Annotated in this window: 14 protein-coding genes; 12 read left to right on the forward strand and 2 right to left on the reverse strand. The window is 43.4% G+C overall.

Annotated elements, in window-relative coordinates:
* Window positions 1-217: 217 nt before the first annotated feature.
* The gene (locus tag H9630_RS03660) at window positions 218-580 is read left to right on the forward strand and encodes a YolD-like family protein (RefSeq protein ID WP_191714113.1); all 363 of its coding nucleotides are present in this window, start codon (window positions 218-220) and stop codon (window positions 578-580) included.
* 319 nt (window positions 581-899) lie between these two features.
* On the opposite strand, the gene H9630_RS03665 is transcribed toward H9630_RS03660, so the two are convergent.
* Window positions 900-1,097 carry a glycine zipper family protein gene (locus H9630_RS03665; protein ID WP_191714114.1) on the reverse strand — a complete coding sequence of 66 codons (198 nt, stop codon included), beginning with the start codon at window positions 1,095-1,097 and terminating at the stop codon, window positions 900-902.
* A gap of 229 nt (window positions 1,098-1,326) precedes the next feature.
* Complete coding sequence (locus H9630_RS03670) at window positions 1,327-1,584, reverse strand: hypothetical protein (RefSeq protein WP_191714115.1); 258 nt, start codon at window positions 1,582-1,584, stop codon at window positions 1,327-1,329.
* Between the two features lie 246 nt (window positions 1,585-1,830).
* On the opposite strand from H9630_RS03670, the gene dprA reads away from it, so the two are divergent.
* From dprA to frr, 11 genes are all read left to right on the forward strand, one after another.
* Entirely contained in the window at window positions 1,831-2,727 is an 897-nt protein-coding gene (gene dprA, locus H9630_RS03675; RefSeq protein WP_191714116.1) for a DNA-processing protein DprA, read from the forward strand.
* Window positions 2,728-2,827: 100 nt separating this feature from the next.
* Complete coding sequence (gene topA / locus H9630_RS03680; protein ID WP_191714117.1) at window positions 2,828-4,897, forward strand: type I DNA topoisomerase; 2,070 nt, start codon at window positions 2,828-2,830, stop codon at window positions 4,895-4,897.
* A 21-nt stretch (window positions 4,898-4,918) separates the two neighbouring features.
* Window positions 4,919-6,229 carry an FADH(2)-oxidizing methylenetetrahydrofolate--tRNA-(uracil(54)-C(5))-methyltransferase TrmFO gene (gene trmFO / locus H9630_RS03685; RefSeq protein WP_191714118.1) on the forward strand — a complete coding sequence of 437 codons (1,311 nt, stop codon included), beginning with the start codon at window positions 4,919-4,921 and terminating at the stop codon, window positions 6,227-6,229.
* A 67-nt stretch (window positions 6,230-6,296) separates the two neighbouring features.
* Window positions 6,297-7,190, forward strand: coding sequence for a tyrosine recombinase XerC (gene xerC, locus H9630_RS03690; protein WP_191714119.1), 894 nt, complete (start codon window positions 6,297-6,299; stop codon window positions 7,188-7,190).
* A gap of 15 nt (window positions 7,191-7,205) precedes the next feature.
* On the forward strand, window positions 7,206-7,751 hold the full coding sequence (gene hslV, locus H9630_RS03695) for an ATP-dependent protease subunit HslV (RefSeq protein ID WP_146556600.1): 546 nt from the start codon (window positions 7,206-7,208) through the stop codon (window positions 7,749-7,751).
* Window positions 7,751-9,148: an HslU--HslV peptidase ATPase subunit gene (hslU, locus tag H9630_RS03700; RefSeq protein ID WP_191714120.1), complete on the forward strand. Its 1,398-nt coding sequence runs from the start codon at window positions 7,751-7,753 to the stop codon at window positions 9,146-9,148. Before hslV ends, hslU begins: the two co-directional genes overlap by 1 nt.
* An 86-nt stretch (window positions 9,149-9,234) precedes the next feature.
* On the forward strand, window positions 9,235-10,014 hold the full coding sequence (gene codY, locus H9630_RS03705; protein WP_191714121.1) for a GTP-sensing pleiotropic transcriptional regulator CodY: 780 nt from the start codon (window positions 9,235-9,237) through the stop codon (window positions 10,012-10,014).
* 377 nt (window positions 10,015-10,391) lie between these two features.
* Window positions 10,392-11,108, forward strand: coding sequence for a 30S ribosomal protein S2 (gene rpsB, locus H9630_RS03710; RefSeq protein ID WP_142826560.1), 717 nt, complete (start codon window positions 10,392-10,394; stop codon window positions 11,106-11,108).
* A gap of 93 nt (window positions 11,109-11,201) precedes the next feature.
* Window positions 11,202-12,086 (forward strand): translation elongation factor Ts, encoded by an 885-nt coding sequence (gene tsf / locus H9630_RS03715; protein ID WP_191714122.1) that lies wholly within the window; start codon window positions 11,202-11,204, stop codon window positions 12,084-12,086.
* Between the two features lie 82 nt (window positions 12,087-12,168).
* Complete coding sequence (pyrH, locus tag H9630_RS03720) at window positions 12,169-12,894, forward strand: UMP kinase (RefSeq protein ID WP_191714123.1); 726 nt, start codon at window positions 12,169-12,171, stop codon at window positions 12,892-12,894.
* Window positions 12,894-13,451 (forward strand): ribosome recycling factor, encoded by a 558-nt coding sequence (frr, locus tag H9630_RS03725; protein ID WP_191714124.1) that lies wholly within the window; start codon window positions 12,894-12,896, stop codon window positions 13,449-13,451. The genes pyrH and frr overlap by 1 nt, the downstream gene beginning before the upstream one ends.
* Window positions 13,452-13,543 lie beyond the last annotated feature (92 nt).

Below are 13,543 nucleotides of genomic sequence, written 5' to 3' on the forward strand. Positions count from 1 at the left end.
GCAAAAATAGATTTATTTAATGAAGCATTCCAAATTGAAAACAAAATCCAAAAGTCTCAAACAGAAATTTTAATTCTTCAACATAAAGCTATTTATATTGAACTAAGTTCTCGCTTATCTACGCGAGGCTTTTTTATTTGCCGAAATAGGATTGTTCACCTAAATCTAGTGGTATTATAAGAACGTATGTTCTTATTTAAACTAGGAGGTGGTCACTATGAAAGTAAATAAACACTTTAAACAGGCAGGGGATATCAAGGACCGCGGAGCGATCAAGTGGCAAGGAATGATGTTGACGGAGCATGTTGAACTGATTCGCGCGTGGTATGAAGAGGACAAACATGATGCGAAGCCAGATTTGGATGAATACGACCTGCAGCTGCTACAGGAAGAATTGGTCTTGGCCGCACAACGCCAATGCCAGGTGAAGATGAAATCATGGAAGGATAAGAAGTTTCACTATCACATAGGAATTATCAAGCAATTGAACGCTCATAGTCGTATAATAGTATATGAAGATCCAACAGGAGTTCATCAGCTGCCAATGAATGAACTAATCGGCGTCTGGATGATCGACTAAATTCAAACTCGCACACAAACTCGCACATGAGTAAAACATAAGTACGGATATTTGCGGACGATAAAAATCCCTATTATATAGTAGAAACTCGATTTTCAGACATTTAAAAATCATTTCGCATAATGGTGGATTTAGTAAAACTTACGACAAGTGTAAAACCCATTAATAATAAAGGCTCAAAACGCTGCTTATATAGCGTTTTGAGCCTTTTTCTTTGTATGTATATTGATGAAGCGGAAAAGTCTTGCGCAGCTTCCAGTGGGCGTTTTTTGAAGGCAATGAAACTTTATGAAACCTTCGATAATTTTCCGTACATTCATTACTTTTTGCTTGTAAAAGCCCCGGAACTGCCAAAAGCAATTCCAATCCCTATGCCAAGTGCGATGCCAATAGCCAGATTATCCATAGCCACCCCGATAGCGGATCCAATAGATACCCCAAGTGCAATGCCGACGCCCATGTTGGCGGCGTTGTCTTTGTTTCGTTTTTCTTCTTGAACATCTTTATTTTCACCCATACTGGCACCTCCATCATTTTATTCCGGAGAAGTTCGAATATCTATGTATACGGACAAAGTTAAACATGGTTCCAAGAATTCAACAAATGATTTTCCGGATGAGCCTTTTTAAACTGCAAATCGAAAAGGGATAAGTGTTCATCTAGCATATTTCTATTATTATATAGAAGAAAAACGGATTTTTGTGGATGGAATTTAGAGATGGCGGCAATGCCATCCCCTTGTCGGTCTACCTAAATGTCCCTGTTAAAGCTAAAAACAGATCTGCAGTAAACCAAATGGCGAATCCGATATAGAAAATGAAAATAAATAAATTCAATTTGTTGAAGCCCACCCGACTTATAAAGACAATAAAACATAAAAACAAGCTGACATACAACGGATTTTTCCAATACCCCGCATTCAAATAATAAATATAGACAAGGTAAGCAGCAGAGAAAGACCAGAGGACTGCCGCTAAGCAATGAATGATGATTTTGATCTGCACTATATGGACCCCTTCCTATAATCAGCTCATAAAAAGCGGGAGATTGTGTCTGATGGATAGCTATTCGTTTTCAATGTAGGTGTATGAGGAATGCTGGAAAACCAATTTTAAAAATCAAAAGGCAAGCCCACAAGCAATAAAAATATTTTCCGGTTTACGGTTAGCCTAAAACCCATTAGTATGGAGACAAGGTGCTCTTTTGCTGAAGCAGTTTATTTTCATCCAAACTAGAACAGGAGGAACAAAATGGACAAAAAATTTACGAAGCGCTTATTGGCGTTGCATTATGTATTTCCGAAAAGCTTGCAGAAATTACTGCCGCTTTTGGCACAGGATCCGGATTTGACGAAGCTTGAACAAATGTCTCCATACGAGCTGATGCTGTTATTGAACATAAAACTGGAACAGGCGACTAAGCTGAAAGCCTCTTACCGACAATCTTTGACATTCCCCTTGATTGAAACCTACGAAAAGTATAAGATAATCCCCGTATCTTATCAACATCCCCTGTATCCTCAAAACCTGTTTGAATTGATCGATCCACCTGCTGTGCTCTATGCTAAGGGAGACCTTACTTTATTGGCTGAACCGAAAAAGATAGCGATCATTGGTTCGCGAAAAGCATCCCCCTACTCACGGGCAGCGTTGCAGAAGATTGTGCCGCCACTCGTTGAAAACGGCTTTATCATAGTCAGTGGACTGGCAAGAGGCGCAGATGCGATGGCCCACCAAAAAACGATCGATCTTGGTGGCCGGACGATTGCTGTGACCGGCAGCGGCTTTCTTCACCCTTATCCAAAAGAGAATGCGTCATTGAATAATATAATAGAAGAAAAACATTTGGTTATAACGGAATATCCACCGTATATGGAACCGAGAAAATGGAATTTTCCGATGAGGAACCGCATTATCAGTGGATTGTCTAAGGGCGTTGTTGTCACAGAAGCCTACGTGAAAAGTGGAACTTTGAGTACAATTGAACATGCCCTAGATCATGGCAGGGATATTTTTGCAGTGCCAGGGGACATTAGCTCTCCATTATCCGAAGGGCCGCATAAATTAATTTTAGAGGGTGCAAAACCAGTTTGGAATGGCTGGCAAGTGCTTGAAGAGTACCAACAAATGACAGCTGAAAAAGAATGAGGAAATGAAAAGCCTTGCATTAAGCGAAAATCTGTTATACATTTTGCAACAGGTAATTCTTTAAGCAGTTCTGAGAAACCTCTATGAGGAGGAAAATATTATGGCGGATTTTTTAGTGATTGTTGAGTCGCCTGCAAAGGCGAAAACAATCGAACGGTATTTGGGCAAGAAATATAAAGTCCGTGCATCACTAGGACATTTACGTGATTTGCCCCGCAGCCAAATGGCTGTGGATGTTGAAAACAATTATGAACCTCGTTACATTACAATCAGAGGCAAAGGGCCGATCTTGCAGGATCTTAAAAAAGAAGCGAAAAAAGCGAAGAAAGTCTTTCTCGCGGCTGACCCCGACAGAGAAGGGGAAGCGATTGCATGGCATTTGGCGACAGCGCTCGGCATTGATCAAACCTCGGATTGCCGAGTGGTATTCAACGAAATCACCAAGGATGCCATCAAGGAATCATTCAAGCATCCCCGCAAAATCGATATGGATTTAGTCGATGCGCAACAGGCGCGCCGAATATTGGATCGTCTCGTGGGCTACAGTATCAGCCCATTGTTGTGGAAAAAAGTAAAAAAAGGCCTATCGGCTGGACGCGTGCAATCCGTTGCACTTCGACTCGTCATTGACCGTGAAAACGAAATCAAAAACTTTGAACCAGAAGAATACTGGTCCATCACTGGTGATTTCGAGAAGGACAAGAAGAAATTTGAAGCGCAGTTCTACGGCAATGCAAAAGAAAAAATGAAATTACAGAATGAAGCTGACGTTAACGCCGTTATGGCCACCATGTCCGGCAAAGACTTTACGGTAAACCGCGTGGTGAAAAAAGAGAGAAAGAGAAACCCATCCCCCTCTTTTACAACCTCTTCACTCCAGCAGGAAGCTGCCCGCAAATTAAACTTCCGTGCTAAAAAAACAATGATGCTCGCGCAGCAATTGTATGAAGGTATTGCAGTGGGTAAAGAAGGCATCACCGGTTTGATTACGTATATGCGGACAGATTCCACACGGATCTCCGATACAGCGAAAAAAGATACAATCGATTTCATCGTTGATAATTACGGTGAACAATACGTCACGCAAAAAGCTGCTGCCAAGCAATCAGCGAAATCTCAGGATGCCCACGAAGCGGTGCGTCCGACAAGTGTGATGCGGACACCGGAATCGATGAAGAGCATTCTATCAAGAGATTTATATCGTTTGTATAAATTGATTTGGGATCGTTTCGTAGCGAGCCAGATGTCACCGGCAGTCCTGGACACGGTTATGGCTGAATTGCAGAACGGAGAAGCGGTATTCCGTGCGAATGGTTCCCAGGTCAAATTTCCGGGCTTCATGAAACTTTATATTGAAGGCACGGATGACCAAAAAGAAGAAAAAGACAATATTCTGCCGGAAATGGATGAAGGGGATATCGTGACAGCGCTTGAAGTTACGCCGAATCAGCATTTTACGCAGCCGCCTCCACGCTTTACGGAGGCCCGCTTAGTGCGGACACTCGAAGAACTGGGGATAGGGCGTCCGTCCACGTACGCGCCTACACTGGATACCATCCAAAAACGCGGCTATGTGACATTGGATGCCAAACGGTTTATCCCGACCGAATTGGGTGAGATTGTCCATCAGCTGGTGCTCGAATTTTTCCCGGACATTTTGAATATCGAGTTTACTGCCAAAATGGAACACGATCTGGATACCGTTGAAGATGGCGAAGTCGATTGGCGCGCTATTATTGACGCATTTTATCAAGACTTTGAAAAAAGTGTTGAAGTCGCGGAAAGTGAAATGGAAAAAGTCCAGATCAAAGATGAGCCTGTGGGAGAGGATTGTGAGTTATGCGGTTCGCCGATGGTCTATAAATTGGGGCGTTACGGCAAATTCATGGCTTGCAGCAATTTCCCGGAATGCCGGAATACAAAAGCGATCGTCAAACACATCGATGTCAAATGCCCGACCTGTAAAGAAGGCGAGATCGTTGAAAGAAAGAGTAAGAAGCGCCGGATATTCTACGGTTGCGAACGGTATCCGGAATGCGAATTCGTTTCATGGGATAAACCGATTGAACGGCCGTGTCCGAAGTGCAACGAATTGCTGGTAGAGAAAAAAGTGAAAAAAGGCGTTCAAATCAATTGCACGAGCTGTGATTACAAAGAAGAAGTTCAATAATAATTATAGAGGTGTTCGAAAATGACGAAATATGTAAACGTAATTGGCGCAGGACTGGCGGGCAGTGAAGCTGCTTGGCAAATCGCGAAACGGGGAGTAAACGTCCGTCTATACGAAATGCGTCCGGTAAAGCAGACAGCAGCCCATCATACGGACAAGTTTGCGGAACTGGTATGCAGCAATTCATTGCGCGCCAATTCCCTGACAAATGCAGTTGGTGTCATCAAAGAAGAAATGCGCAAATTGGATTCGGTGATCATTGAATCTGCAGACCGGGCATCTGTGCCAGCTGGTGGAGCACTTGCTGTGGATCGCCATGAGTTTGCCGGAGCTGTGACCGACAAAGTAAAAAATCACCCATTGGTGGAAGTGATCAACGAAGAAGTGACTGAAATTCCGGAAGGCATCACAATCATTGCCACTGGTCCATTGACTTCTCCGGCACTTGCGGAAAAAATTCGCGTTTTGACAGGCGAAGAATATTTGTATTTTTATGATGCAGCAGCGCCGATCGTCGAAAAAGACAGCATTGATATGGACAAAGTCTATCTGAAATCCCGTTATGACAAAGGGGAAGCAGCTTATCTGAACTGCCCGATGACAGAAGAAGAGTTCAAGCGTTTCCATACAGCTCTTGTCGAAGCAGAAGTGGTGCCATTGAAAGAATTCGAAAAAGAGATTTATTTTGAAGGCTGTATGCCAGTCGAAGTAATGGCAGCCAGAGGCGAGAAGACCTTGACGTTTGGACCGATGAAACCAGTTGGACTGGAAGATCCGAAAACGGGCAAAATCCCTTATGCAGTCGTTCAGCTTCGCCAGGATGATGCGGCTGGAACACTTTACAATATTGTGGGTTTCCAAACGCATTTGAAATGGGGACCTCAAAAAGAAGTGCTTAAATTGATTCCAGGACTTGAAAACGTTGAAATCGTCCGTTATGGCGTGATGCACCGCAATACATTCATCAACTCACCGCGCGTTCTGAAGCCGACATACCAATTGAAGGCTGATGAAAACATTTTCTTCGCGGGTCAAATGACTGGAGTCGAAGGCTATGTTGAATCAGCGGGAAGCGGATTGCTGGCTGGAATCAACGCAGCTAAAATGGCTTTAGGTGAAGAATTGCTGGTATTCCCGGCTGAAACAGCCCTGGGCAGCATGGCGCGTTACATTACGGAAGCCGACAGCAAGAACTTCCAGCCGATGAACGTCAACTTCGGACTGTTCCCGGACTTGGGTGAACGCATCCGTTCGAAGCAGGAACGAGCTGAGAAGCATGCCGATCGTGCATTGGCGGCAATTCAAAATTATATGAATACAGTGACTGTTTAATTGATAAAAGCCTCTAAATTTTGGTATAATTTAGAGGCTTTTGTATTTGGTGAAAGGTGGAGCATATATGGAAAAAGAAAAGATGCTTGAATCTTTTATGACCTATATTCAACTGGAGAAGAACTATTCTGAACACACCGTCCACCATTATGAACATGATTTGATGGATTTTTTTCTGTTTTTGAATGCCGAGGGCGTACCTGATATCAAAGAAGTCGAATATATACATGCACGAAATTACGTGACGAAATTATATGATGCCAAATTATCCAGAACGACGGTTTCCCGGAAGATTTCAGCAATCCGCTCATTTTTCCGTTATGGAAACCGTGAATTTGGATTGAATGAAGCAGCATTCAGGTCATTGTACCATCCGAAAAAAGAAGAGCGGCTGCCGCAATTCTTTTATGAAGAAGAGCTGGCTCAGCTGTTCAAATCGGTTGTGGGAGAAGATAAATTATCGATCCGCAACACCGCGTTATTGGAATTGCTGTATGCTACGGGCATGCGTGTCAGTGAATGCGTTTCGATTCGAATGGGAGATTTGGATCAAACGATGCAGATTGTCAAAGTGATGGGGAAAGGCCGGAAAGAGCGCTATATCCCATACGGACAGTTTGCCCAGGATGCCCTGGAACATTACATTGAGGATTCGCGTCCTAAGTTGATGAAGAATCAAAAACACGATCATCTGTTTGTTAACAGCCGGGGTGAAGCTTTGACAGACCGGGGTGTTCGCCATATTCTAAGTGAATGCATGAAGAAGGCATCTGTCAATTCATCGATTTATCCGCATATGATCCGCCACACATTCGCTACTCACCTGATCAATAATGGTGCTGATATCCGGACTGTACAGGAACTGCTGGGGCATTCCCATTTAAGTTCAACACAGGTATACACCCATGTCACCAAAGAGCATTTACGGAATACCTATTTAAATTCACACCCAAGAGCTTAGAGAGGAGATTTTATCATGCAAGAATTCCATGCCACCACGATATTCGCGGTTCAGCATAACGGCAAATGCGCCATGTCAGGCGATGGCCAGGTAACATTCGGCAACGCCGTAGTCATGAAACATACAGCCAGAAAAGTACGGAAATTATACAACGGGCAAGTGCTGACCGGATTTGCAGGATCGGTTGCAGATGCTTTTACCTTGTTCGAGATGTTCGAAGGGAAGCTGACGGAGTACAACGGCAATCTTCAACGCGCTGCAGTTGAACTGGCTAAACAATGGCGCGGGGACAAAATGCTTCGCCAATTGGAAGCTATGCTCATCATCATGAACAAAGACGAATTGCTGCTGGTATCCGGAACAGGTGAAGTCATCGAACCGGATGATGGCATTTTGGCAATCGGTTCAGGCGGAAACTATGCATTGGCAGCAGGCCGTGCCTTGAAAAAATACGCAGGCGATAATCTGACCGCTGCGCAAATCGCACAATCCGCTTTGGAAACAGCCGCGGATATCTGTGTCTACACCAATCATCAAATCGTTGTGGAGGAATTGTCCTAATGAAAAATCAATCTGATTTAACGCCAAGACAAATCACTGACCATTTGGATCGCTACATCGTCGGCCAAAAAGAAGCGAAACGTTCTATTGCCATCGCATTGCGCAACCGGTATCGCCGAAGCCGGCTGGATGAAGAAATGCGTGGGGAAGTCATTCCGAAAAACATCTTGATGATCGGGCCGACAGGTGTGGGCAAGACGGAAATCGCCCGCCGTATCGCTAAACTGACGGGAGCGCCTTTCATCAAAGTGGAAGCGACGAAGTTTACGGAAGTCGGCTATGTCGGCCGTGACGTCGAATCGATGGTACGCGACCTGGTTGAAGCCGCTGTAAGAATCGTCAAAGAAGAAAAATTCGAAGCTGTGAAGTTCCAGGCGGAAACCGCTGCCAATGAGCGGATCGTCAAGTTGCTGGCACCGTCCATGCGCAAGAAACAAACGAACCAAAATCCGCTGGAAATGCTTTTTGGCCAGAAATTCGAGCAGGAAGAGGAAGAACCGACAGCGGAAGTGGAAGTTCGGGTGAAGAGAAGAGAAATTGCTGCAGACCTGAAAGCTGGAAAGCTGGAAGATGAATGGGTAACAGTGGAAGTGCTTGAAAATACATTGTCCATGTTTGATGCCATGCAAGGCTCGGGAATGGAACAAATGGGTGCGAACATGCAGGATGCGTTATCATCGCTGATGCCGAAGAAAAAGAAAAAACGGCGTTTGCAGGTAAAAGAAGCCCGCCGCATTTTAACGACTGAAGAAGCCGCTAAATTGGTGGATGATGAAGAAATTTCGCAGGAAGCGATTGACCGCGCTGAGCAGCACGGCATCATCTTCATCGACGAAATGGATAAAATCGCCAGCAAGAGCAATTCTTCATCTGCTGATGTTTCGCGTGAAGGTGTCCAGCGTGACATTTTGCCGATCGTTGAAGGTTCCACGGTTTCGACTAAGTACGGTGCAGTCCAAACGGATTATATGTTGTTTGTTGCTGCCGGGGCATTCCACATGTCGAAACCATCCGATCTGATCCCTGAGCTGCAAGGCCGATTCCCGATCCGTGTGGAATTGCAGAAGCTTGAAGTTGAAGATTTTGTCAAAATCTTGACGGAACCGAAACATTCTTTGATAAATCAGTATAAAGCCCTTCTCGAAACTGAGGGGATTGTGGTACACTTCAATGATGCCTCAATAGTCAGACTTGCAGAAATTGCATATGAAGTAAATCAGGACACAGATAACATCGGTGCTCGTAGGCTGCACACTATACTCGAGCGCCTGTTAGAGGATTTGTCTTTCGAAGCTTCCGAGATTTCACCAGCGCAAATTGACATTACCCCCCAATATGTGAATGAAAAGCTCGAAAATGTGGCGAAAAATAAAGACTTGTCACAATTTATTCTGTAAATCAAGGCGAATTAGTTTCAATAAAGAGTAAAAACCTTTAGAATATTGAATAAACAGGGTACGAATTATGTAGGAGGTTCATTTAAATGAATTTATTAGGAAAAACAAGACGAATTAACTCTATGCTGGAAGCAGCAGGCGGTAAAAAAGTAAACTTTAAAGACATGGCTGAGACATTGAGCGAAGTAATTGAATGTAACGCTTTCGTAGTTAGCCGCAAAGGTAAAGTATTAGGTTATGCAATTAACCAACAAATCGAAAACGAGCGTATGAAAGGGATGTTGGAAGAACGCCAATTTCCGATTGAATACACTCAAAAGCTTTCGAACATCACTGAAACAACTGAGAACTTGGATGTTAACAGTGAACACACGATCTTCCCGGTGGAAGAACGTGAATTGTTCAAAAACGGCTTAACAACAATCGTTCCGATCAATGGCGGCGGAGAACGTTTAGGAACACTTCTTCTTGGACGTGTAGATGCAGAATTCCATGACGACGATTTAATTCTTGGAGAATACGGCGCTACTGTAGTAGGGATGGAAATCCTTCGTGAAAAAGGCGACCGCATCGAAGAGGAAGCACGCAGCAAAGCTGTTGTGCAGATGGCGATTTCTTCACTTTCATACAGTGAGCTTGAAGCAATCGAACATATTTTCGAAGAACTTGACGGCAACGAAGGCTTGCTGGTAGCTTCGAAAATTGCTGACCGCGTGGGTATTACACGTTCAGTTATCGTAAACGCACTTCGCAAGCTTGAAAGTGCAGGCGTTATCGAATCACGCTCTCTAGGAATGAAAGGGACATACATCAAAGTATTGAACACGAAATTCCTTGCTGAACTTGAACAATTGAAAATGAACTAAGTAAACAAGAAACGATGCGGGGATCTGCCTGGCATCGTTTTTTTAATGGATTAAAACCGGTTTTTCTGTACTTAACGGATTGAAGCATACAAGTTCTTCCTTAAGAGCTCGGATGACTTGAATGTATGGAGGGCGCTTCTGCGAGAGTATTCCCGTAAAACTGCCAAAGTGATGAAAGAAAAGGCATTTGATCATTTTAAATTTGTTTTAGTTTTTATGAGAGAAACTTGTTGCGGTCTTCGCGTAAAGCGTGGTATAATTTCAAATGGTGTTAAATACACACGCATTTCGATTTGAGTCGTAGGTGCCCATGCGGGTAACGGTTCAGAGAAGAAAAATGCGGAGGGAAAAAATAACCTATCAGGAGGAAACAAATCATGGCAGTAATCTCAATGAAACAATTGTTAGAAGCTGGTGTACACTTCGGTCACCAAACTCGTCGTTGGAACCCGAAAATGAAAAAATATATTTTCGTGGAACGTAACGGTATCTACATCATCGATCTTCAAAAAACAGTCCGCAAATTGGAGGAAGCTTATAGCTTCATGAAACAAGTGGGCGAAGAAGGCGGTAAAGTACTTTTCGTTGGTACGAAAAAACAAGCTCAGGACGCAATCAAAGAAGAAGCAGAACGTTCTGGCAACTACTACATCAACCAACGTTGGTTGGGTGGAACACTTACTAACTTCGGTACAATCCAAAAACGTGTGAACCGTTTGAAACAAATCGAGCGCATGGAAGAAGATGGAACTTTCGAAGTTCTGCCGAAAAAAGAAGTTGTTCAATTGAAGAAACAACACGAACGCCTTGTTAAATTCCTTGGCGGTATCCGTGATATGAGTTCACTACCGGACGTTATGTTCGTAGTTGACCCACGCAAAGAACGCATTGCAGTTGCAGAAGCAATGAAATTGAACATTCCAATCGTTGGTATCGTTGATACGAACTGTGATCCGGATGAAATCGATTATGTTATTCCTGCAAACGATGATGCTATTCGCGCAGTTAAATTGTTGACTGGTAAAATGGCGGATGCTTTGCTTGAATCAAAACCGGAAGAAGAAGAAGAAACTCAAGCTGAATCTGCTGAGTAATTCGTAATTTACACAGGTGATAAGCGGCCAACCCCTCTTATCACCTTTTTTTGAGAAAATGATAGCAAGCAAATACAGAGGAGGAATTTAATCATGGCAGTTACAGCACAAATGGTAAAAGAATTGCGTGCAAAAACAGGCGCAGGTATGATGGATTGCAAAAAAGCATTAGTAGAAACAGACGGTAATATGGAAGCAGCTCTTGATTTCCTACGCGAAAAAGGCCTTTCAAGCGCTTCTAAAAAAGCAGACCGTATCGCAGCTGAAGGAACAACTTCTATTCTTGTAAAAGATAACGAAGCAGTAATCTTCGAAGTGAATGCGGAAACTGACTTTGTTGCGAAAAACGAAGGGTTCCAAACATTAGTAAAAGAATTAGGCGAGCACTTGATCACAACTAAACCAGCTACAGTAGAAGAAGCTAACGCTTCAACTATGTCTAATGGTTTGACAGTTGCTGACCACATTTCTAACGCTATCGCTAAAATCGGTGAAAAAATTACTTTGCGCCGCTTTGAAGTACGCACAAAATCAGATGCAGATGCTTTCGGTCCTTACCTGCACATGGGCGGAAGAATTTCAGTACTAGTTGTTCTTGAAAACTCTACTGATTCAGATGCTGCACGCGATATCGCTATGCACATTGCTGCATTGAACCCTAAATATGTATCACGCGATGAAGTTTCTGCTGAAGAAGTAGAACACGAGCGCAAAATCTTGACTGAGCAAGCATTGAATGAAGGCAAACCTGAAAAAATCGTTGCTAAAATGGTCGAAGGCCGCCTTGGCAAATATTTCGAAGACATCTGCTTGCTTGACCAAGCATTCGTTAAGAACTCAGATCAAAAAGTTCGTGATTTTGCAGCTTCAACAGGTGGATCTGTTAAAGAATTCATCCGTTACGAAGTTGGAGAAGGCATCGAAAAACGCGAAGATAACTTTGCTGATGAAGTTATGAGCCAAGTTAACAAAAAATAAGATCATTTATCATATGATTCATTTCGGGGAACACGAGAATGTGTTCCCTATTTTTCAATAAATTATGTAATGGAGGGTACCGATGAGTGTTCAGCAATATAAACGCATTGTATTAAAACTAAGTGGTGAAGCAATGGCAGGAGGGCAAGGTTTCGGATTGTCCCCTGAAATTATCAAATCAGTAGCAAGCCAAGTTAAAGAAGTGGTTGAACTCGGAGTGGAAGTGGCAGTCGTTGTAGGCGGTGGCAATATCTGGAGAGGCAAAGTCGGTTCTGAAATGGGAATGGACCGTGCGACAGCTGATTACATGGGCATGCTGGCAACAGTTATGAACTCATTGGCTTTACAGGATTCATTGGAAAAGCAGGATGTGGAAACCCGCGTATTGTCCTCCATTGAAATGCGCCAAGTAGCTGAACCTTATATCCGCAGAAGAGCGATTCGCCATTTGGAGAAAAAGCGTGTCGTCATTTTTGCAGCCGGTACCGGAAATCCTTATTTCTCAACTGATACAACAGCAGCATTGCGTGCGGCAGAAATTGAAGCCGATGTCATCTTGATGGCGAAAAACAATGTTGATGGTGTTTATTCAGCTGATCCGAAGACGGATTCAGAAGCTGTGAAATACGAAGAGCTTTCTTATTTCGATGTGATCCAACAAGGCTTGCAAGTGATGGATTCTACAGCTTCCACACTTTGTATGGACAATGATATCCCACTCGTAGTATTCTCAATTATGGAAAACGGAAATATAAAACGGGCTGTTCTCGGAGAGAAAATCGGGACAGTAGTGAGGAGAACAATATAATGCCGAAAACAGTGATGAGTGAAACTAAATCTAAAATGACTAATGCAATTCAGGCTTTCTCGCGCGATTTGTCTTCAATCCGTGCCGGCCGTGCAACGCCGTCGATTTTGGATAAATTGACGATCGATTATTACGGTTCTCCAACACCGGTTAACCAGGTTGCTGGAATCTCGATTCCAGAAGCGCGTCTAATCATGATTCAGCCATACGACAAATCAGTTCTGGGCGATATTGAAAAAGCGATTCTTAAATCTGATCTGGGATTAAGCCCATCAAATGATGGTTCAGTGATTCGCTTGGCAGTTCCTGCTTTAACGGAAGAGCGCCGCAAAGACCTTGTGAAGCAAGTGAAAAAAGAAGCAGAAGAAGCGAAAGTCGGAATCCGTAATATTCGCCGTGATGCGAATGACGAGTTCAAGAAGCTGGAGAAGAAAAGTGAAATTACAGTGGATGACTTGCGTGGCTATACCGATGATGTCCAGAAATTGACGGATGACAACATCGCCAAGATCGACGAAATGGCTAAGGATAAAGAAAAAGAGATTATGGAAGTTTAAATCGAACTTCATTTCATGTCAGGCGTCCTGTTAAGCAGGACGCTTTTTCATGCCAAAAATAAATGCTGTATTGGGAAAGAAGCGCACAATGC

Source organism: Planococcus wigleyi, from assembly GCF_014836985.1.
GTDB lineage: Bacteria > Bacillota > Bacilli > Bacillales_A > Planococcaceae > Planococcus > Planococcus notacanthi.